This window comes from Arthrobacter sp. HLT1-20 (assembly GCF_054510895.1).
The window spans coordinates 40,555-61,359 of the sequence record NZ_JBTNDR010000008.1 but is presented as its reverse complement, the minus strand read 5'-3'; the positions used below and the strand labels follow the sequence as shown (position 1 = coordinate 61,359).

The following is a 20,805-nucleotide window of genomic DNA, read 5'->3' as shown; positions in this document are numbered from 1 at the left end:
GAGCGTGGCCATTAGTTAGCTCCCGAGAATTCTTTGTGGCGGTTGATGATCCAACGGGCCACCATATTGACTGCCAGGGTGATGAGGAAGAGCACCAGGCCGGCTGCAATGAGTTCGTGCATGCGCAGGCCGAAGGCTTCGGGAAAGTCCAAGGCGATCTCGGCGGCGATGGTCTGGTTGCCGGAACGGATCAGCGAGGCGATCAAAGGACCTGAAGAAAGGACAAGAGCTACTGCCATGGTTTCACCCAAGGCACGGCCAAGGCCCAGCATGACGGCGCTGATGATGCCGCCGCGGGCAAACGGTAGAACAGCCATGCGGATCATTTCCCACCGGGTGGCACCCAACGCCAACGCCGCTTCTTGGTGCAGCATGGGTGCCTGCAGGAAAATCTCCCGGGTAAGTGAGGCAATGATGGGCAGCACCATGACGGCCAGCACAATGCCTGCCGTCAGGATGGTCTTGCCCGTGTTTGAAGCAGGACCGGCAAAAATGGGAATCCAGCCCATGTTCTCGGCCAGCCACTGGTACGGCACCTTCAACTGGGAGGCCAGGAAGCTGGCACCCCAGGCGCCGTAAACCACCGAGGGGATGGCGGCTAGAAGGTCCACCACGTAACCCAAGCCACGGGCCAGCTTGCGCGGGGCGTAGTGGGAGATGAACAGGGCCACGGCAATGCCGATCGGCGTGGCGATGATCAGGGCAATGGTGGCGGCGATGAGCGTGCCGATGACAATGGGGAAGATGTAGGCGAAGAAGCCTTCCCCTCCCGTGATCTCGGCAGCGGGAGCACTGAACGTTGGCAGCGCCTGGACAACCAGAAACAACGCCACGGCGAACAGCACTGCCACAATCAGGGCACCGGCACCCAGGGCCGCACCGGAGAAGACTTTGTCTCCGGTGCGGCCTGTTCCGGCTCGACGTGCGAGCTTGGTGGTGGACAATCTAATACCTTTTGCTTGTGCTTTACTTGGCGACGCTGATGGAGTCGATCGAAGCCTTGGCCTTGGCGGCCAGGGCTGCGGAGAGCGGTGCGCTCTTGGCGGCGTCGGCTGCCTGCTTCTGGCCGTCTTCGCTGAGCACGAAGGTGCCGAAGGACTTGACCAGGTCAACCGTTGCTGCGTCCGGGTAGTGGGCGCAGAACACACCGTAGGAGACCAGGACTGCCGGGTAGGCGCCGGCCACTGTGGTGGTGCGGTCCAGCTTCAGGGAGAGGTCGTTAGCGGCGCGGCCTTCAACCACCTTGGCGGCGTCGACGGCGATGGCAGCAGCCTCGGCGGTGACGGGCACGTATGTGTCGCCAACCTTCAGCTCAACCTTGCCCAGGGCGTCGGTCACGGCCGAGTCATCCGCGTAGGTGATGGCGCCGGCGGTTTCGGTGACGGTTTTGACGACGCCGGAGGTGCCCTTCGCGTTTTCGCCCGGCAGTGCTGTGGGCCAGTCGCCTGACTTCTTATCGGTCCAGACAGTCTTGGCGGCTGCGGCCAAGTAGTCAGTGAAGTTTTCCGTGGTGCCGGAGTTGTCCGAGCGGTGCACGGGAGTGATGGCCAAATCCGGCAATGTGGCGTCCGGGTTGGCTGCCTTGATGGCTGCGTCGTTCCAGTTCTTGATCTCGCCGCGGAAGATCTTGGCGATCGTGTCGGCGTCGAGCTTGAGCTCCTTCACGCCCTCAACGTTGAACGCCACGGCGATCGGTGAGATGTACCAGGGGACGTTGATGGCGCCGTCGGGCCCGCACTTTTCCTGGGCGGAAACCAGCTCTTCGTCCTTCAGGAATGCATCCGAGCCGGCGAACTGTACTGCGCCTGCAATGAGGGCCTTGCGACCCGCGCCGGAGCCTTCGGGTGAGTACTGAATCTTGGCGCCGGTGTTGGCGGACTCGAAGCCGGCCTTCCACGCGTCCATGGCTGCTGAGATGGAGCTGGCGCCCGTGCCGGTCAGTGTGCCGGTGACGGAAGCGCCCGTGCTTGCTCCGGTGGTTGCGCCGTTGCCGGTTGCCACCACGTTGTCAGTTCCGCAGGCTGTCAGCGCCAATGCGCCGACTGTGAGTACTGCTGCCACGCGGCCAATGTGAAGTGCCTTCACGCGATCTACCTCTTCGTTGGGTTGCTTTCGATTCATTACTCTTCGACGTTAAGCAACCGAGGTAACGCAACACCCCCACCTAGATGAACGGAAGGTTAACGCTAATGGGATTCTTGGTTTTGCCGTACGACGCCGGTCACACCGGTTCCGCTTTGAGCCTGGCTTTGCGCTGGGGTCGGCGGCCAACGCCGCGGGTTGGCACCGGGCCATCGGGTTTTTGGCCCGGCGAAGCATAGACTTGGCATCATGTCCGAGTCAGCCCCGGCGGAGCACACCAAGCCGGCAGCAACAGCACTGTTCCTCAAGCGTCGCGCCCGTTTGGGTTTGCGCCGCAGCTACAGCTCCGTTGTCCAGGCCCTGATGATGACCATCTGCGCGGTGGGCGCCTACTACTTCTCCGAACTGGTCTTGGGGCACCAAGGCCCTCTATTTGCGGCCACTAGCGCCATTATTGCGCTGGGCTTTACGAGGGACCCGCGCCTTCGCCGGGTGCTGGAGGTTGGCATGGGCTGCACCATTGGCATTGCCGTGGGCGACGCCCTGGTGCACTGGCTGGGTCCCGGCATTTGGCAGGCTGCCCTGGTGCTTTTCCTGTCCATTCTGCTGGCCAGGTTCCTGGATACCGGCGCCATCTTCACCACCCAACTGGCGCTGCAGTCCCTTCTGGTAGTTTTGCTGCCCATGCCAACAGGCGGGCCATTCACCCGCAGCATTGACGCCGTGGTGGGTGGTTGCTTCGCCCTGGCGGCAACGTTCCTGCTGCCACGAGACCCCCGGCGCGAGCCTAAGGACGATCTCAAGGAGGTCCTCGGCGAATTGGCGCTGGTGTTGCGTGAGTGCGCCTCCGCCCTGTCCTACAACGACGCCACCACCGCCTGGCACGCCCTGGTGCGGGCCCGCAGCCAGCAACCACGCATCGACGCCATGCGCCAAGGGCTGCGCGGATCCGTTGAAATTGCACGGTTGTCCCCCTTGTACAGACGCCATTTCCAGGAAGTGGAGGGAATGGCGAAGTTGATGGTCCGGGTTGACTACGCCATGCGTTCCAGCCGGGTCTTTGCCCGCCGGCTCGCCAGCACCATCAACAACGCGGCACTGTCCGAGGCCGGCAGCCTCCACCTTGCCGAAATCATGAGCGAATGCGCATCAGCCGTGGATGAGCTTGCTTCAGCGGTTTCCGACACCAGCTCCCGAGCCACCCTCAGCCATGCCCGCGATTCCCTCGCCGACATTGCCATCAAACTGCACCCGGGCAAGCTGGAAATCTCACGGATGGAAGGGGAAGCCCTTGTACTGCTCCTGCGTCCACTAGTGGTGGATCTACTGGAAGCGGCCCAGATGGACCCCTCCGAAGCCCGGGATTTACTCCCCGAGCTCTAGCGCCCGCGACCTTATCGACGGGCCCTCGGGCACCGGCGGCACCATGTCAGTGCCCGGCGCTAGGGTTGAGTCATGGCAACAAAGAGCGTTAAGAACAACACAGGGCAGAATTTCCGTTGCGGCGAATGCGGCTGGACGGCGGTCAAATGGGTGGGCCGCTGCGGTGAATGCCAGGCTTGGGGCACCCTGGAGGAAATCGGCACGGTTGTCATACGGACCACCGCCGCCACCACAGTTGTCCGGCCCGCTCAACTGATCTCCGAGGTGGACGCCTCCAAGGCCGCCCACAATCTCACAGGCGTGCCGGAGCTTGACCGCGTCCTGGGCGGCGGCATGGTGCCGGGGGCCGTGATCCTGCTGGCGGGGGAACCCGGCGTCGGAAAGTCCACGCTGCTGCTGGACGTTGCGGCGAAGTTTGCCCGCAACGAGCACGGCCGCGAACCCCAAAAGGTGCTGTACCTGACGGGCGAGGAATCCGCCGCCCAGGTGAAATTGCGGGCCGAACGCATTGGCGCCGTGGCGGACACCCTGTATTTGGGCGCCGAAACCGACCTTGGCACGGCGCTTGGCCAGGTAGAGGCCGTGCAACCTGCCCTGTTAATTGTGGATTCGGTGCAGACCTTCAGCAGCGCCATGGTGGACGGCAGCGCGGGCGGGGTGTCGCAGGTGCGCGAGGTTGCGGCGTCGCTCATTGCGGCAGCCAAGCGCCTGAACATGACGACCCTGCTGGTGGGCCACGTGACCAAGGATGGTTCCATTGCCGGGCCCCGCCTGCTGGAGCACCTGGTGGATGTTGTGTGCCAGTTCGACGGCGAACGCCACTCCCGCCTGCGTTTGCTGCGCGCGGTCAAGAACCGGTACGGCCAAACGGATGAGGTGGGCTGCTTTGATCTCACGGACAACGGCATTGAGGGCCTGGCGGACCCCAGCGGCTTGTTTACCTCCCGCACCTCCCAACCCGTGTCCGGCACCTGCATCACCGTGACCATGGAGGGCCGCCGTCCTCTCCTGGCCGAGGTGCAGGCCCTGCTGACCCCGGCGCTGGGTTCCTCGCCACGCCGCACGGTTTCCGGCCTGGACTCCACCCGCATCGGCATGCTGCTGGCGGTGCTGCAACAAAGGGCCGGCTTGCGCGTGGATGCTGACGACAGCTACGTGGCGACCGTGGGCGGCGCCAAACTGTCCGAACCGGCCATGGATCTGGCCGTGGCGCTGTCCATTGTGTCCGCCAAGACCAATAAGCCGGTCCACGGCAAAATGGTGGCGTTTGGCGAGGTGGGGCTGGCCGGGGAGGTCCGGCCCGTGCCTGGCATCAACCAGCGCATCCAAGAGGCCAGCCGCTTGGGCTACACCCACGCCCTGGTGCCCTTGAGCTCAACGGGACCCGGTCCCATTCCGCCGGACTTCACTGTGAAGGAAATTGAGCACATCGCCGAGGCCACGGAACTGCTGCTCCACGGCTAAACGGCCCCCGGGCCTCATTTTTGCACCGAAATTGAGCGAAAACGGCACATTGTCCACGACTGACTGGCCAAAAGGCCAATCCAGCCGTTAAACACGGCTGCTTCCCACTATTATGGGCATTGTGACTTGCGCGGATTCCCGTGCTCGAAAAGAAGGAACCGCCCATGCTCCGCAGTCCCGAAGAGGCTTTGAAAGCCACTCTCGCCCGTGTCGCGCCGGGAACGCCGCTGCGTGACGGGCTGGAACGAATTCTTCGAGGCCGCACGGGCGCGCTGATTGTGCTCGGCTCGGACAAGACCATTGAGAGCCTTTGCTCCGGCGGCTTCGAGATCGGCATCGACTTTGCCCCCACAAGCCTGCGTGAACTTGCCAAAATGGACGGCGCCATTGTGTGCGACAAGGACGTCACCAAAATTGTCCGGGCGGCCGTCCAGCTGGTGCCGGACCCCAGCATTGAAACCCAAGAATCAGGCACCCGCCACCGGACAGCCGAGCGTGTGGCCATCCAAACCGGGGTACCCGTTGTTTCGGTCAGCCAGTCCATGCAGATCATTGCCTTGTACGTGGACGGGCTGCGCTACGTTTTGGAGGGTTCGGAAAAGGTCCTGGCCCGTGCCAACCAGGCCCTGGCCACCCTTGAACGCTACCGCGCGCGTCTGGACCAGGTGACCAGCTCGCTCTCCGCCCTGGAGATCGAGGCCATGGTCACTGTCCGCGACGTTGCTGTCACCTTGCAGCGCCACGAGATGGTGCGCAGGATCTCGGAAGAAATCGCCCAGTACGTGCTGGAACTCGGCGTGGACGGCCGCCTGCTCTCCTTGCAATTGGAGGAGCTTTCCACCACTCGCGGCTCCGGCGCTGACATGGTGATCCGGGATTACACGGTCCCTGAGACAACCGATGTGGATGCTGCCGTGGTGGCACTCCAGGAGATCGATCAAGCGGACCTGATCAACCTGAACCTCATTGCCAGCATTGTGGGCCTGCCCACCGGGGGCAATGACTCCCTGGATATCATGATCCAGCCACGGGGTTACCGCTTGGTCTCCGGGCTGAAGGCTGTGCCCGGCGCCGTGGCCGGGCGTCTGGTGGACCATTTTGGGGGGTTGCAGAACCTGATGGCGGCCACCATTGACGAGCTCATGGTTGTTGATGGCATTGGCGAACTGCGTGCACGCAACGTGCGCGAAGGGCTGTCCCGTATTGCCGAAGCCAGCCTCCTGGACCGTTTCCTGTAGACCCTCCCGGCAAACAGCGAGGCCGCCCTATTGGAGCGTGAACGTCACCGGTTCGCTGGACCACTTGCCGAGTTTTGCCACAAACGAATACGTGCCGCCTGAGCGTCCCGGATCAACGGCAACCTTGGCGCAGCCGGGGGCGCTGCGTTTCACTTTCCAAACAAAATTGGCGGTCTCTGAGGCACCCGAGGCCAGATTCTTCACCAGGTCGGTGGCTTCCAGCTGGCAGTGCATGGAATTGAAGATGACGTCCTCGCCACTGGTGACCTGGAATTCCATCTGGCTGGTGCCCACGTTGATGTCACACGGGGATTTTCCTGAATTGGTCACGCGCAGCGTCAGCACGGGGAAATCGTCGGGGCCGTATGTTGGCTTGTCCACGGCGGCGGTTACCTTGATCCCGGCTTCATCGCACACGGCAGCGGGCGGGGTGCCCGGTTTCACGGCAGGTTTGGCTTTCGCCGAGCTGGAGCTGGCAGGTGCGGCATTGCTGCTTGGTGCAGGGCCGGCGCCCAACAAGCCTGAGATGAATATTCCCCCAGCTATCAGCCCCACCACGACCAGCAGGACCAGCGTAAGCGCCACTTGGCGGCGCCGCCGGTACACCCTGGCGGAAACTGCCGGCTTGCTGGCGGGCACGGTTGCGGGGCCCCTGCCGCCTGTTGATTTACCTTGCACACCCACCTATCCAGAGTATCGAAGGCGTGGCCGCCTTGGCGCCAACCACGCCGCCTGCCCGCCTGTGAACCGCGCCGCGTGGCCTAGAGTTGAACTGCCGCTTCGGGGGAAGCCAGCGGCGCAGCGAATGGCAAAGGGAGATGTGGTGCATCAGGAAATCACGCAATGGTTCCGGCAACAGGCTAGGGATCTGCCGTGGCGCAGGGACTGTTCGGCGTGGGGCATTCTGGTCAGCGAGATCATGCTCCAACAAACGCCAGTGGTCCGTGTCCAGCCCGTTTGGGAGCAGTGGATGGAGCGCTGGCCCACACCTGCCGACTTTGTCGCCGCACCTGCCGCCGACATCCTGCGGGCTTGGGGGCGGCTGGGCTACCCGCGCCGGGCCTTGCGCCTGCATGCCGCCGCTGCACGGATTCTTGAGGAGCACGACGGCGCCGTCCCGGACACGTACCCGGAACTTCTCGCCCTTCCCGGCGTGGGGACGTACACAGCGGCGGCCGTTGCCGCTTTTGCGTTTGGCCGGCGCACAACGGTTGTCGACACAAACATCCGCCGGGTCCACGCCCGCCTTGTCATTGGCCAGGCGCTCCCCGCCCCGGCCCTGACAGCTGCCGAAACAGCCCTGGCCACGGAGCTACTCCCGGAGGATGCCGACGAATCCGTGCTGTGGAATGCGGCCGTGATGGAACTTGGCGCCGTCATCTGCACGGCACGCAGTCCCAAGTGCGATCTGTGTCCTGTGCTGGATAAGTGCGCATGGATTGCGGCCGGGCAGCCCGAACCCACCTATATTCCCAAGGGCCAGCCATGGGCCGGGACGGACAGGCAGGTGCGCGGCGCGGTCATGGCTGTGCTGCGCGCAGCCAGCACCCCCGTTCACGCCGACCTGTTCTGGGACCCCGTGGCCGCGCAAATCCATGCGGAAACGGCGCCCGCGCTGCGCAAGCTGCACGACCTCAACACCCACGCCCCGCAGCTCGAGCGCGCCCTGGCGGGCCTGGTGTCCGACGGCCTGGCCCAACTCTCCGAAACCGGCTACCACCTGCCCCACTGATCGAGCCCGCCGTTAGATTTCGCCGAATCCCGCCTCGACTTCCCGGCGCACCAGAGCCACGGCGCGCTTTGCGTCCGGCCCGGTGGCGGAGATGTTCAGCTCAGTGCCTTGGCCCGCACCAAGAGTCATCAGCATCATGACGGACTGCCCGTCCACACCGTTGATCTCGATTTCCACGTCCATGGCACCGAGTTCCCCGGCCAACACAGCGGCTGGCCGGGCGTGCAGGCCCAGTGGGTTGATCAGCGTGAGAACTGCCGTCACGGTGTTGGCGGCAGCGCTAGCAGCGAGGCCGGACTCGCCCGCGGCAGCGGTGGACGGTGTGGCGGCAGCCGTGGCGGCCATGGGATTCAGCGCCGTCTCGGCTGCCTTGCACACAACATCCAGCGATGCCCCCGACTGGGCAGCAACGGCCGCGGCAATGGAGCCCTCCACCAGTGGTGCGTTGGCCAGCAGCACCGAGTCGGGGTTGCCCAGGAACTCCAGGGCAGATTCGGCTGTCATGACGGCCGAGCCAAGGTCGGTGAGAACCACGGCACCGGCACCGGTGTCGGCCAGGCCCAGGGCCGTCATGACCTTGTCCAGGGATGTCCCAATGCCGCCGTCGTCCATTCCACCGGCGGGGACCAACACCACATCGGGCGCCATCTGAGCGGCCAGCTCCACCACCCCGGCCGCCAGTTGGGCGCTGTGGGAGACGATCACCAGGCCGACGCTCATGCGCCCACCCCCGCAGCGTTGGCCGCGGCGCGCAGGATCAGCGCGGAGGACGCCGCCCCGGGATCACGGTGGCCGATGGCCCGCTCCCCCAGATAGCTGGCACGGCCCTTGCGCGCAATCAGCGGATCCGTACTCACGGCCCCCGCCTCGGCAGCAGTTGCGGCAGCCTCCAGCACAGCGGCGGGGCTGGCCCCGGATGCCGCTGCAGCAGCCGCGGCGTCGACTGCGGGAGTCCAGGCGTCGATCATGGTTTTGTCGCCCACCTCGGCCTTGCCGCGGGCCACCACGCCGTCGCGGGCCGCACCAAGGGCTGCGCTCAACGTGGCTTCATCCAGTTCCGTGGCGTCGCCAACAGTGGTTGCCGCGCGCAGGAACGCCGTGCCGTACAGGGGCCCGGCGGCGCCGCCCACCTTGGACATCAAGGTCATGGCAGCGAGCTTGAACGCCGCGCCCGGAGTTGTGGGGGCCTGCGCCTCCAGGGCATCGAGGATGGCGCTGAAGCCACGGTCCAGGTTCTCCCCGTGGTCGCCGTCGCCAATGGCCCTGTCCAGCTCAATCAGGGCCATGCGGTTTTCCGCCACAACGGCAGCACTGGCCCGCAACCAGGCAATGGCCCAGTCAACGGTGAGAGCAGTTGAGTCTGTCATTTACATCCCCCAGCGAAGGGCGGGTGTGTTGACGGGCGCGTCCCACAGGGCGGTCATTTCATCATCGAGGCGCAGAATTGAAATGGAGCAGCCCTGCATTTCCAGTGCCGTGATGTAGTTGCCCACGAGCGATCGCTCCACCACCAGTCCGGCATCTTCGAGAACCTTGGCGGCGCGCCTGTAGACAATGTAGAGCTCACTGGCCGGGGTGCCACCCATGCCGTTGACAAACAAAAGCACCCTGTCGCCAGCCACCGGGGCCAGGTCAGCCAGAATGGGTTGGAGTAGCCTGTCGGTGATGCCGTCGGCGTTCTCCATGGGAATCTTGTGGCGGCCGGGCTCTCCGTGGATGCCAATGCCAATCTCAATCTCGTCCTCGGCCAGTTCAAAGCTTGGCACGCCCGCGTGCGGGACTGTGCAGGCGGAGAGGGCCACGCCCATGCTGCGCACATTGTCATTGACGCGCTGGCCAATCGCTGCCACTGCGTCCAGGTCATCGCCGCGCTCGGCGGCCGCCCCGGCAATCTTTTCCACCAGCACTGTGCCGGCCACGCCGCGGCGGCCGGCCGTGTACAGCGAGTCCTCCACGGCGACGTCGTCGTTCACCAACACGGTGCGGACCTGAACACCCTCGGCCTGCGCCATTTCGGCAGCCGTTTCAAAGTTCAGGACGTCGCCGGTGTAGTTCTTCACGATATGCACGACGCCGGCGCCTGAGTCAGCTGCCAGGGTGGCGGGAATGATGGCGTCGGGGGTAGGCGAGGTGAACATGGCCCCGGGCACTGCCGCATCCAGCATCCCGTAACCAACATATCCGGCGTGCAAGGGCTCATGGCCGCTGCCGCCGCCGGATATCAAGCCAACCTTGCCCGCCTTGGGCGCCTCTCTACGCGTGACAAACAGGGGGTCGGGGTGCACAGTGACGTGGGCCGCGTGCGCCAGCCCAAATCCTTCCACCGATTCGTTGACTACAGTCTTGGGATCATTGATGAGCTTTTTCACGGCCAAACCCTCCGAAATCACGCAGCGAACATTGCAGACGCGCGGAAAATTCGCGTGCCTTGCCTTGAACCCTACCCGGGGAGATTGCCCGTTGCTAGGGGTCCGCACCGTGCACGCGCACTGTTTCGGCAGGGGCGCTGGTTCCTAGAGGTGGCGGATCATGCGCGTGTTGCCCAAGGTGTTGGGCTTGACCCTGGCCAGGTCCAGGAATTCGGCCACGCCCTCATCGGCGGAGCGCAGCAGCTCGGAGTACACCACCGGATCCACGGCGCCTTGATCGGCCATGACCTCAAAGCCGTGGCGGATGAAGAAATCAACTTCAAAGGTCAGGCAGAAAACGCGGCTGACCCCCAGGGCCCGTGCCCGCTCCAGGAGCTGCTCCACGAGTGTGTGGCCAATGCCCTTGCCGCGCCAGGCGTCGGCGCTGGCAAGCGTCCGGATTTCGGCCAGGTCCTCCCACATGACGTGCAATGCGCCGCAGCCAACTGTCTCGCCGTCGATCTCGGCAATGAGGAATTCCTGAATGCCCTCAAAGTAGGTGACGGATTCCTTGGAGATCAAGATTCGTTTCTCGGCCAGCGGCGCCACCAATTCCTTGATGGCGTAGACGTCTGAGGTGCGTGCGGGGCGGATTGTTAGCGCTGAAGTCACCAGATTAGTCTATGGCCCTTTGGCAGCGCTCCTGCGACCACCTCCCAGCCTGCGTCCACGCGTGACCAACAAAAAAGTGAGGGGCACGCAAGCTTTTCAGCTTGCGCGCCCCTCACCGTGCTTCGCTAGGCGGTGTGCCTTCGCTAGGCGGAAGCCGTGATGGCGTCCGGGATGTGCGGCTTGGCCGTGCCCACAAACGTGAACTGGGCGTCGTCGCCCTCGCCCTCAACACCAACGGTGACAATGTCGCCGTCCTTGAGTTCGCCGAAGAGGATCTTCTCCGAGAGGTGGTCCTCGATCTCGCGCTGGATGGTGCGGCGCAACGGCCGTGCACCCATAGCCGGATCGTAACCCTTGGTGGCGAGCAGGATCTTCGCTGCTGGGGTGAGCACAATGCCCATTCCCTTGTCAGCCAGACGAGCCTCCAAGCGTGCCACCATCAGGTCCACGATCTCGATGATCTCGTCCTGGGTGAGCTGCGGGAACACCACAACGTCATCCACACGGTTCAAGAACTCGGGGCGGAAGTGCTGCTTGAGCTCTTGGGTGACCCGTGCCCGCATCCGGTTGTAGCCGGTTTGGGTGTCCGAACCCTGCTGGAAACCAGTCGCGATCGACTTGGAAATATCACGGGTACCCAGGTTGGTGGTCATGATGATGATGGTGTTCTTGAAGTCCACCACACGTCCCTGGCTGTCGGTGAGGCGGCCATCTTCCAGGATCTGCAACAACGAGTTGAACAGATCCGCATGCGCCTTCTCAACCTCATCGAAGAGCACCACGGAGAACGGGCGACGGCGGACCTTCTCGGTCAGCTGCCCACCTTCCTCGTAGCCAACATAGCCCGGAGGTGCACCGAACAAACGGGAAACTGTGTGCTTCTCCGAGTACTCGGACATGTCCAAGGTGATGAGGGCATCTTCGTCGCCGAAGAGGAACTCGGCAAGAGCCTTGGCCAGCTCAGTCTTACCAACACCCGTGGGGCCGGCAAAGATGAACGAGCCGCCGGGGCGCTTGGGATCCTTCAACCCTGAACGGGTGCGCCGGATGGCCTGCGAGATGGACTTGATGGCCTCGTTCTGGCCAACCACACGCTTGTGCAGCTCATCTTCCATCTTGAGCAGACGCGTGGACTCGGCCTCGGTCAGCTTGAAGACGGGGATGCCTGTGGAGTTGGCGAGCACCTCGGCGATGAGTTCCTCATCCACCTCGGAGATTTCATCCAAGCCACCGGTCTTCCAGAGGCGCTCCTTGTCGGCACGGGCAACAATGAGCTTCTGCTCGTCATCGCGCAGCGCGGCAGCACCCTCAAAGTCCTGCGCGTCAATGGCGTCTTCCTTGCGCTTCTTGACCACGGCAATTTCAACATCCATGGCCTTGAGCTCCGGCGGGGCCGTCATGCGGCGGATGCGCAGACGCGCACCAGCCTCATCAATCAGGTCAATGGCCTTGTCCGGCAGGAACCTGTCACTGATATACCGGTCCGCCAAGGTGGCGGCGGCGCTGAGGGCACCATCGGTGATCGAGACACGGTGGTGTGCCTCGTAGCGGTCACGCAGGCCCTTGAGAATCTCAATGGTCAGCGGAACAGTGGGTTCCTGCACCTGGATGGGCTGGAAACGGCGTTCCAGGGCAGCATCCTTCTCAATGTGCTTGCGGTACTCATCCAGCGTTGTGGCACCGATGGTCTGCAGTTCCCCGCGGGCCAGCATGGGCTTGAGGATGGAGGCTGCGTCGATGGCACCTTCGGCAGCACCGGCACCAACCAGCGTGTGGATCTCATCGATGAACAAGATGATGTCGCCACGGGTGCGGATTTCCTTGAGGACCTTCTTCAGGCGCTCCTCAAAATCACCGCGGTAGCGTGAACCGGCCACGAGCGAGCCCAGGTCAAGGGTGTACAGCTGCTTGTCCTTGATGGTCTCTGGCACGTCGCCGCGCACAATGGCTTGCGCCAGACCTTCCACAACGGCTGTCTTGCCCACGCCCGGCTCACCAATGAGCACAGGGTTGTTCTTGGTGCGGCGGGAGAGGATCTGCATGACGCGTTCCATCTCATGCTCGCGCCCAATAACAGGGTCGAGTTTGTTTTCCCGGGCTGCCTGGGTCAGGTTGCGGCCAAACTGGTCCAGAACCACCGAGCCGGCGGGCTGACCTTCGGGCTGGCCGCCGCCACTGGCGGCAGGCTCCTTGCCCTGGTAGCCGGAGAGCAGCTGGATGACCTGCTGGCGCACCCGGGCCAGATCGGCACCAAGCTTGACCAGCACCTGCGCCGCCACGCCTTCACCTTCACGGATCAGCCCCAGCAGGATGTGCTCGGTGCCAATGTAGTTGTGGCCCAATTGCAGGGCCTCACGCAGCGAAAGTTCCAGGACTTTCTTGGCGCGCGGGGTGAAGGGAATGTGCCCGCTGGGGGCCTGCTGCCCCTGCCCAATGATCTCTTGGACCTGTTCGCGAACACCGTCAAGGGAAATGTTCAAGGACTCAAGGGCCTTGGCTGCAACACCTTCGCCCTCGTGGATGAGGCCGAGCAGAATATGCTCCGTGCCAATGTAATTGTGGTTGAGCATGCGGGCCTCTTCTTGGGCCAGCACAACAACACGTCGGGCTCGATCAGTAAATCGCTCAAACATTTCGCCACACTCCTTTTACTGCGTACTTTGATGCTACGCAGTACCCGGCCGCTATGGGGGCGTGTTCGCCACAGGGGAAATAGCAAATTTGTGGACTTTGCCGCCAGTGTGTGATTAAAGTGCGACGGCGGGATCACCGTGTGTGGTGATCCCGCCGTCGTTTATGGCTGGCTAAGGCTAGCTACGGGTGCGGCGGCGGCTAAATTGCATGAACAGCAATCCGCCCGCCAACAGCAGCGCTCCGCCCACAGCAAGCACCATGGAGGTGGCGCCTGTGTTGGCCAATGGCTTGCCCAGTTTCACTGTGACGGTGTTGGAGGCCACCGGCGGCAGCGGCTTGGTGGTCTTGGCCACCAGTGCCGTGGTGGTTGCCGTGTTGACCACCTTGCCGGCCTTCACGTCCGCCGCAGTGGTGACATATTTGGCGCTCACCGTTGCGGACTGGCCCGGGGCCAGGACCCCAACGGCCAGCTTGTCCACACCGATGCGGGCGTCAGAAACTGTCGCGTCGTTCAGCGTCACGTTGCCGGTGTTGGTCACCAGGAAGCTGAACTCCAAGGTGTCCCCTGCCGCCGCAAAGCTCTTCTGTTTGGCAGACTTGACCACTGTCATGGCCGGGCTTTGCACAGCAGGGGTGGTGAGCGTGTTGGACGGAACTGCCGCGATGGGCTCGGTGCCCCGCGGCGGTGTTCCCGTGGTGGAGGCTGTGTTCACAATGGCGCCGGAATCAAGGTCATCCTGCGTCACTGTGTACTTTGCCTGCGCCTTTCCGCTCTGACCCGGGGCCAGGGTGGAGGGCGTCACCTCAAGGTTCTCCGCACCAATGCGCGGATCAGCAACGGTAATGGCTGACATGGTGACGTTGCCGGTGTTGGTGACAGTGAAGCTGTACTCCAGCTCCTGGCCCACCTCGGCAAAGTCGGCCGCATCCGCACTCTTCTGCACTGTCAGTGCCGGCTCATCCGTGCCGGGCAGATTGACGGTGTCCGGCGTGGACTCCACCAGCGGCTTATCCAGCGGCGGGACGCCCGTTGCGGTGGCGGTGTTGACCACATCGCCGGCGTCAACATCCGCCTGGGTCACCTTGTGGGTGGCCTGGAAGATTGCCTGCTCGGTGGGAGCCAGGGTGATGCCCGACGGCGCCGCCACGGTTTTCCCGCCAAAGGTGAGGGTTCCGGCGTCGACCTTTTCATCGGCAACGCTCACATCTGAAATCGTTGTGTTGCCCGTGTTGGTGACAACAAACTGGTAGGTGATGTTCTCGCCAACCTTAGGCAGCGCGGTGACAGTTGCTGACTTCTTGATGGTCAAGGCCGAGGCCTGCACGGCGGGAGTCACAACCTCGTTGGAGGGGACCTTCAACGACTCACCCCCGGCAGGGGCGGATCCGGCCACCGTGGCAATGTTCTTGGTGACACCGGCATCCACATCCGCCTGCGTCACCACATACTCCACGGTGGCGCTCCCGAATGCGCCCGGAGCCAGGCTGGCCGGTGTCACGGCGATGCTTTGCGCACCGACGCGGGGGTCGGCGACAGTCAGCTGTGACATGGTCACATTTCCCGTGTTGGTGACCTTGAAGGTGTAGTTGATCTTTTCACCGGCAGCAGCAACGCTGGACTTGTCAGCGCTCTTGACGAACGTCATTGCAGGATTGGCCGGAGCCGCGACAACAACCACATTGGAGGACTGGGGAGCAATCGGCAGCTCCGCACCTGGCTGCTTTCCAGTCACGGAGGCAATGTTGGAGATCCGGCCGGAGTCAACATCAGCCTGCTTGACGGTGTACTTGGCAGTTGCCGTTCCGGCCTGGCCCGGAGCCAGCGTTGCCGGGGTTACCGCCAGGGAACCCACATCAATGCGGGCATCCGCCACTGCCACAGCGTTCATGGTGACGTTGCCGTTGTTGGTGACGGCGAAGGTGTAGTCAAGGACGTCGCCGGCCGCGGCAAACGCGCTCTGCTTGAGGGATTTGACCACCTGCAGGGACGGCTTCTGATCTGCCGGAATGGTGACGGTGTTGGATGATATGGGCCCGACGGCCTGACCCCTGGGTCCGGTTCCTGAAACGTTTGCCGTGTTGACGATCCGGCCTGCGTCGAGGTCGGCCTGGGTGACTGTGTAGTTGATGGTCAGTTGCCCAGTCCCGCCGGGCTGCAGCGTTGCCGGGGCCAGGTCCACGTTTGCGGCGCCGATGCGGAGATCGTTCAGAACGATGCCCTGCACAGCAACATTTCCGTTGTTGCGCACCTCCAGCACGTAGCTGATCCGCTGGCCAACGGTAGCGAACTTGGTGGTCGTGCTGGATTTGCCCAGTGTCAGGGACGGCTTCTGCACGGCCGGAACCGTGACCTGGTTAGAGGAGGTGGGTCGTAGGGCCGGGCTGCCTGCAGGCGGGGTGCCCGTTACGGTGGCGGTGTTGACCACTGAGCCGTTGTTCAGGTCCGCCTGGGTGACGGTGTAAACAGCAGTTGCTGTGCCCGTACCGCCCGGGGCAAGGGTGGACGGTGTGACCGCCAGGGCTGTGGCGCCAATGCGGGGATCGGACACCGAAACCCCGGTGAGCGGAACATTTCCGGAGTTGGTCACAGTGAAGGAGTAGTTGAGTGTGTCGCCCACAGCATCAAAATCGCCTTCGGTCGCCGCTTTAACAACTGTTAACGCGGGATTCTGGCGGGGAGTGAGGACCTCATTGGAGGACGCCGGTTGGATCGGCGCGGCACCGGCCGGCGGGGTGGCCGTGGCCGTGGCGACGTTGCGGATCGAGCCTGCTGTAACGTCCGCCGTCGTCACCGTATAGTCCACGAAGGCGGTGCCGCTTTGCCCGGGTGCCAGCGTGGCGGGGCTCACCGCACGGGCCGTCATGCCGACGCGGGCATCGGTGACGGTTGCGTTTGTCAGGGTTGTGTTTCCGGTGTTCCGCACCGTGAAGGTGTAGCGAATCACCTCACCCAAGCTGCCGAACATGGTCCTGTCAGCGCTCTTGACGATGGTCAAGGCGGAAGCACGGACCGGGGTTGAAACAATCTTGGTGGACGGGGCTGAGCTCACGGCGGGTCCGGTGGGCGGAGTGCCCCCGGCCGTGGCCGTGTTGGACAGGGTACCCGCGTCAATATCTGCCTGGGTGACCTGGTAGCTGGCCGTTGCAGTGCCTGTGGCACCTGCGGCAAGTGTTGCCGGGGTGACCGGCAGCGGCGTAGCCGAGACCTTGGCGTCATTGACAACAACGTTGCTCAACGCCACATCACCGGAGTTGGTGACGGAGAAGCTGTAGGCCACGGTTTCACCGACAGCGGCAACACTGTTCTTGTTGGCTGACTTCACCACGCTGAGGGAGGGGCAGGCCGTGACGGGAACCAGGTAGTCCTCAACTTCACCGTCCTGGGCTGAGCCGGTCGCCTCCGCAATGTCAGCCTGTGCCGTGGCGATCCTGAAACGGGCGCCCACTCCGGTACTCGTTCCGGCGATCGGCGTATGCGCCCAGGTGAACGTCACCTGTTCATTGGCACCCACGACGGCGGGAGACTTTTCGCTGGGATCAAATACGCCATTGTTGTTCCAGTCCATCCAAGCCGCGGCCAGCTTGCCATTGGCGTTCTTGGCGATGACCGTGACGCTGTAGGAGTTTTCGCAGCTTTTCAGGGCGGGGAAGCCACTGCCGGCAAGGCCCGTGAGTTGGGTTCCCCCCTCGTCGCCGATGGATGGAGCTGTCAAGCTGTCATCGGTCGTCCATGTCTGGAAGCCGGCGGCGCGGGTGGCGGCGTCACCGTCCGGGGCAACCGTGCCCAGGTAAGGTGTGGCACCGCCATTGAACACAACGCCCGAGGCTCCAGCCTGGCCGGTGGCAATGCGTGCCGCGTTGATGTCGCCCTCCGGCGTCCAGGAAAGCAGGTGCGAGGCATCGCCAAAGCTTGTGGGCGCGTCACCGCGGTCAACGGGGAGCATGAGCCCCAACATGACGTTCTGCAGACCGGAGGAGTTGATCGAAACACCCACCTGGGTGGGCCCGTCTGGCTGTCCGTTGCCAAGCCGCGGCCCCATGGAAACACCGATGGGCGCCATGCCAGCCGCGTTGCCAATGTCGGTGACCCAGTTACCCATGGTTTGCGTGCCAAAACCACCGTTGACACCCAAACCGAAGTTGTTTTGGCGCCACATGGCAGCACCGGCGCGGGTCGTGTTGTCAATGTTCTGCCACGGCGAGCCGTTGCTGGTGAACGTGATCTGCTCACTCGGCCCGGCACTTTCGCCGTCTGCCGCGATAACGTCTACGGGAACGGGGCGGCCGTTGAACACTGCAGACATGGTGACAGTAAAGGTGGCCTGGGCGCTGGCCGCATTGGGCGTCAGCACCGACCATTGGCTACCCGTGTTGTAGCCGTTCCGCCGGATCTCCGAGTATGTGCCGTCCTGCGGGGTGGCCCGGACGCTGCGGCCGGCGGAGGCGGTGACTGCTGAGAGCGTTGCCGTGACAGTGTAGCCCGGCAGCGGGTTGACAGTCAGCGTGGTCCCGTTGTTGACCTGCTGGCCATTCGTCAGACCGGTGGCGCTTGTCCAGTCCAACCAGTAGATGGACCCGGCATACCTGCCCACGCCGCTGGCGTAGTCAGCGTGCGCGGGCGTGCTCGCTGCCAGCTGCACGCCCGCGGTCAGTCCTGCAACGGCCAGCACAAACGCCAGTGCCATGGCCACGGCCTGACGGATCGTGAGACGGGTTCTCCTTCCCAGATGCTCGTAAGTTGATCGGGAAAAAACAGGTGTCATCACGGAAAGGAACCTAACTGCCGGTGCGAATGGAAGTCCCGGAATTACCGGGGCACAATTAGGAGTTTTGTGGCACTACGAACGCGCAAGAAAGCCCCCAATGGTACATAAAATACCAAATTCACAAAGGTTCGCTCAAATTCACGGGTCAAGGTATCCGTAACATTTGCCAGCAGCAAAAGCTTAAATGACGACGGCGAGCTCACCACCCGTGGTGGGCTCGCCGTCGCACTGAGGTCCCCAGCACCTCAAAATTGCTTTGGGCCCACGCCCGCGAGGGCCCCGCACCGAGCTTGCGAGGTGGAAGAGCGGGTGAGGACTAGGCCTTTGCCGCGTTGTAGGCGTCGCGGATCTCAGCCTGAATGCGGCCTCGCTCGTGGACGTCATAGCCGTTCTCGCGGGCCCAGGCCCGGATCTCGGCAACGTCGCTGCCACCCTTAGGGGCTGCAGCGGCAGGTCCGCGGCCGCGAACTGCACGGCCGCCAGCACGCCGGCCAGCGCCAATGTACTTGCTCAGCGCATCGCGCAAAGCCTGGGCATTGTCGGCGGACAGATCAATCTCATAATTGATCCCGTCCAAACCGAAGATGACATTCTCATCTGCCGGGCTCTGGTCGATATCGTCAACAAGCGTGATATGAATCTTCTGTGCCATGGGGAGTAATCGCCTCACATAGTTTTGATGAATACTTCATTATCAATTATGCTGCGAAAATTAACTTGAGTCAAAGGATCAATCAAAAAATCCTTGATTTAAGCTCCGGGCTCACGTTTGGAATCGGCATCCCGTTCCGCCTGCGCCAACGCATCACGCTCGGAGCGGTCCGCGTTAAATATTGCCTTCATGGCGAAGTAAAAAAGCGCTCCAACGCCTAAAGAAGGCAGGATAACTGCAACATATTCCATAACGGGCCGTTCCTACTCTGGTTTCATCAACGGGAAGAGAATTGCTTCGCGGATACCCACACCTGTGAAGAGCATAACCAGGCGGTCCACACCCAAACCAAGGCCGCCCATGGGCGGTGCACCGTATTCCAGGGCGCGCAAGAAATCTTCATCCAATTGCATCGCCTCGGGATCTCCCGCTGCCGCAGCCAGGGACTGGGCTGCCAGGCGTTCGCGCTGAATGACAGGGTCAACAAGCTCGGAAAACGCCGTGCCCGTTTCCTTGCCATCAATGACCAGGTCCCACGCCTCAATCAAATTGGGCTTGTCGCGGTGCGGGCGCGCCAACGGCTGGGCCGACGGCGGATAATCGCAAACAAAGGTTGGCTGAATAAGAGTCGGCTCAACAATTTCGCCAAAGAGCTCGGTAACGAGCTTCTCGGCATCCCAGGCCGCATCAATCTTTATCTCACGGCCCGTCGCAATGGCACGCAATTCATCGGCAGTTGTGTCAGGGGTAATCTCCTGGCCAACGGCCGTGGAAAGACCCTCGTAAACGGGAAGCCAAGGCCATTCGCCGTCGAGGTTAATCTCACCGCGCGCACTTTGGATGACTCGTGAACCCGTGGCATCTGCAGCTGCCAAAATAATGCGCTGCATGGTCTTGGCCATGGTGAATTGGTCACCATAAGCCTCATAGGCTTCAAGCATGGTGAATTCCGGGCTGTGCGTTGAATCAACGCCCTCATTGCGGAAAATACGCCCCACTTCAAATACCTTGTCCATGCCGCCCACTACGGCGCGCTTGAGGTACAGCTCAATGGCAATGCGCAATGTCATGGGCTGATCAAAGGCATTCAAATGCGTGTGGAACGGGCGCGCCGATGCGCCACCATGAATCAACTGCAAAATGGGTGTTTCGAGTTCAATGTAATCTTCGCCATGAAGAGTGTCCCGGATTGCCTTAACAATCGCCGAACGCATCTTGACCTGCTGGCGGGCGGTGTCGCGAACAATCAAATCAACGTAGCGTTGACGGACACGCATTTCCTCGGAGAGTTCCGCGTGCAGCACCGGCAGCGGGCGCAGGGCCTTGGAGGCCATTTGCCATTCTTCGGCCATGATGGAAAGCTCACCGCGACGGGAGCTGATGACTTCACCCTTGACAAAAACATGGTCACCCAGATCGACCAATGCTTTCCAGTCAGCCAGTGATTCTTCGCCAACATTGGCCTGGGACAACATGACCTGCAGGCGGGTGCCCGCGCCGGACTGCAACGTGGCAAAGCAAAGTTTTCCCGTGTTGCGCACAAACACCACGCGGCCCGTGACGCCCACGATTTCACCCGTGCTGGAATCGGCTTCCAGTTCGGGGTACTTCTCGCGGATTTCCTCCAGCGTATGGGTCCGTGCCACCCCTACCGGGTAGGCCTCGTCGCCTCGTTCAAGCAATTTGGCACGCTTGTCCAAACGAACGAGCATTTGCTCCGAGGCGTCACTGGGTTCAGGGGAAAGGTTATTTTCTGCGCTCACGAGATACCAGTTTAGTGGTTGATTCTGGGTGAATCCTCCGTGTCAGTTCAATGACGGTCGGAATGCACCCA

Annotated in this window: 16 protein-coding genes; 4 read left to right on the top strand and 12 right to left on the bottom strand. The window is 62.8% G+C overall.

Annotated elements, in window-relative coordinates; translation table 11 throughout:
* Positions 1-11 precede the first annotated feature (11 nt).
* Together pstC and pstS are read right to left on the bottom strand one after the other, a co-directional pair.
* Positions 12-944 (bottom strand): phosphate ABC transporter permease subunit PstC, encoded by a 933-nt coding sequence (gene pstC / locus ACX80Q_RS06555; RefSeq protein WP_459329721.1) that lies wholly within the window; start codon positions 942-944, stop codon positions 12-14.
* Positions 945-966: 22 nt separating this feature from the next.
* Positions 967-2,085 carry a phosphate ABC transporter substrate-binding protein PstS gene (gene pstS / locus ACX80Q_RS06550; RefSeq protein WP_459329720.1) on the bottom strand — a complete coding sequence of 373 codons (1,119 nt, stop codon included), beginning with the start codon at positions 2,083-2,085 and terminating at the stop codon, positions 967-969.
* A gap of 246 nt (positions 2,086-2,331) precedes the next feature.
* On the opposite strand from pstS, the gene ACX80Q_RS06545 reads away from it, so the two are divergent.
* The 3 genes from ACX80Q_RS06545 (at position 2,332) to disA (ending at position 6,167) form a co-directional block, all read left to right on the top strand.
* Positions 2,332-3,465 (top strand): FUSC family protein, encoded by a 1,134-nt coding sequence (locus ACX80Q_RS06545; RefSeq protein WP_459329719.1) that lies wholly within the window; start codon positions 2,332-2,334, stop codon positions 3,463-3,465.
* A 72-nt stretch (positions 3,466-3,537) separates the two neighbouring features.
* Positions 3,538-4,929, top strand: a complete 1,392-nt coding sequence (radA, locus tag ACX80Q_RS06540) for a DNA repair protein RadA (protein ID WP_459329718.1) — start codon at positions 3,538-3,540, stop codon at positions 4,927-4,929.
* 164 nt (positions 4,930-5,093) lie between these two features.
* Positions 5,094-6,167, top strand: coding sequence for a DNA integrity scanning diadenylate cyclase DisA (gene disA / locus ACX80Q_RS06535; protein WP_459329717.1), 1,074 nt, complete (start codon positions 5,094-5,096; stop codon positions 6,165-6,167).
* A 27-nt stretch (positions 6,168-6,194) separates the two neighbouring features.
* On the opposite strand, the gene ACX80Q_RS06530 is transcribed toward disA, so the two are convergent.
* Positions 6,195-6,845: a hypothetical protein gene (locus ACX80Q_RS06530; RefSeq protein WP_459329716.1), complete on the bottom strand. Its 651-nt coding sequence runs from the start codon at positions 6,843-6,845 to the stop codon at positions 6,195-6,197.
* Positions 6,846-6,972: 127 nt separating this feature from the next.
* On the opposite strand from ACX80Q_RS06530, the gene ACX80Q_RS06525 reads away from it, so the two are divergent.
* Positions 6,973-7,899: an A/G-specific adenine glycosylase gene (locus ACX80Q_RS06525; protein WP_459329715.1), complete on the top strand. Its 927-nt coding sequence runs from the start codon at positions 6,973-6,975 to the stop codon at positions 7,897-7,899.
* Positions 7,900-7,911: 12 nt separating this feature from the next.
* On the opposite strand, the gene dhaM is transcribed toward ACX80Q_RS06525, so the two are convergent.
* The 9 genes from dhaM to lysS all read right to left on the bottom strand — a co-directional run bounded on the left by dhaM (position 7,912) and on the right by lysS (position 20,683).
* Positions 7,912-8,619, bottom strand: a complete 708-nt coding sequence (gene dhaM, locus ACX80Q_RS06520; RefSeq protein WP_459329714.1) for a dihydroxyacetone kinase phosphoryl donor subunit DhaM — start codon at positions 8,617-8,619, stop codon at positions 7,912-7,914.
* Positions 8,616-9,266, bottom strand: a complete 651-nt coding sequence (gene dhaL, locus ACX80Q_RS06515; protein ID WP_459329713.1) for a dihydroxyacetone kinase subunit DhaL — start codon at positions 9,264-9,266, stop codon at positions 8,616-8,618. Before dhaL ends, dhaM begins: the two co-directional genes overlap by 4 nt.
* Positions 9,267-10,268, bottom strand: coding sequence for a dihydroxyacetone kinase subunit DhaK (dhaK, locus tag ACX80Q_RS06510; protein ID WP_459329712.1), 1,002 nt, complete (start codon positions 10,266-10,268; stop codon positions 9,267-9,269).
* A 144-nt stretch (positions 10,269-10,412) separates the two neighbouring features.
* Positions 10,413-10,919: an amino-acid N-acetyltransferase gene (locus tag ACX80Q_RS06505; protein WP_459329711.1), complete on the bottom strand. Its 507-nt coding sequence runs from the start codon at positions 10,917-10,919 to the stop codon at positions 10,413-10,415.
* A 143-nt stretch (positions 10,920-11,062) separates the two neighbouring features.
* A complete protein-coding gene (locus ACX80Q_RS06500; protein ID WP_459329710.1) occupies positions 11,063-13,552 on the bottom strand; it encodes an ATP-dependent Clp protease ATP-binding subunit in 2,490 nt (829 codons plus the stop codon).
* Between the two features lie 177 nt (positions 13,553-13,729).
* Positions 13,730-18,238: a CshA/CshB family fibrillar adhesin-related protein gene (locus tag ACX80Q_RS06495; RefSeq protein ID WP_459329709.1), complete on the bottom strand. Its 4,509-nt coding sequence runs from the start codon at positions 18,236-18,238 to the stop codon at positions 13,730-13,732.
* Positions 18,239-18,635: 397 nt separating this feature from the next.
* Positions 18,636-18,971, bottom strand: coding sequence for a histone-like nucleoid-structuring protein Lsr2 (locus ACX80Q_RS06490; protein WP_103465270.1), 336 nt, complete (start codon positions 18,969-18,971; stop codon positions 18,636-18,638).
* Positions 18,972-19,069: 98 nt separating this feature from the next.
* Positions 19,070-19,222, bottom strand: coding sequence for a hypothetical protein (locus ACX80Q_RS06485; RefSeq protein ID WP_165788098.1), 153 nt, complete (start codon positions 19,220-19,222; stop codon positions 19,070-19,072).
* A 12-nt stretch (positions 19,223-19,234) separates the two neighbouring features.
* Complete coding sequence (gene lysS, locus ACX80Q_RS06480; protein WP_459329785.1) at positions 19,235-20,683, bottom strand: lysine--tRNA ligase; 1,449 nt, start codon at positions 20,681-20,683, stop codon at positions 19,235-19,237.
* Positions 20,684-20,805 lie beyond the last annotated feature (122 nt).

Coding starts and splice junctions, on each gene's coding strand:
- ACX80Q_RS06545 (WP_459329719.1), top strand. CDS start 2,332: ATGTCCGAGTCAGCCCCGGCGGAGCACACCAAGCCGGCAGCAACAGCA.
- radA (WP_459329718.1), top strand. CDS start 3,538: ATGGCAACAAAGAGCGTTAAGAACAACACAGGGCAGAATTTCCGTTGC.
- disA (WP_459329717.1), top strand. CDS start 5,094: ATGCTCCGCAGTCCCGAAGAGGCTTTGAAAGCCACTCTCGCCCGTGTC.
- ACX80Q_RS06525 (WP_459329715.1), top strand. CDS start 6,973: ATGGCAAAGGGAGATGTGGTGCATCAGGAAATCACGCAATGGTTCCGG.
- dhaM (WP_459329714.1), bottom strand. CDS start 8,619: ATGAGCGTCGGCCTGGTGATCGTCTCCCACAGCGCCCAACTGGCGGCC.
- dhaL (WP_459329713.1), bottom strand. CDS start 9,266: ATGACAGACTCAACTGCTCTCACCGTTGACTGGGCCATTGCCTGGTTG.
- ACX80Q_RS06500 (WP_459329710.1), bottom strand. CDS start 13,552: ATGTTTGAGCGATTTACTGATCGAGCCCGACGTGTTGTTGTGCTGGCC.
- ACX80Q_RS06495 (WP_459329709.1), bottom strand. CDS start 18,238: ATGGCACTGGCGTTTGTGCTGGCCGTTGCAGGACTGACCGCGGGCGTG.
- ACX80Q_RS06490 (WP_103465270.1), bottom strand. CDS start 18,971: ATGGCACAGAAGATTCATATCACGCTTGTTGACGATATCGACCAGAGC.
- ACX80Q_RS06485 (WP_165788098.1), bottom strand. CDS start 19,222: ATGGAATATGTTGCAGTTATCCTGCCTTCTTTAGGCGTTGGAGCGCTT.
- lysS (WP_459329785.1), bottom strand. CDS start 20,683: ATGCTCGTTCGTTTGGACAAGCGTGCCAAATTGCTTGAACGAGGCGAC.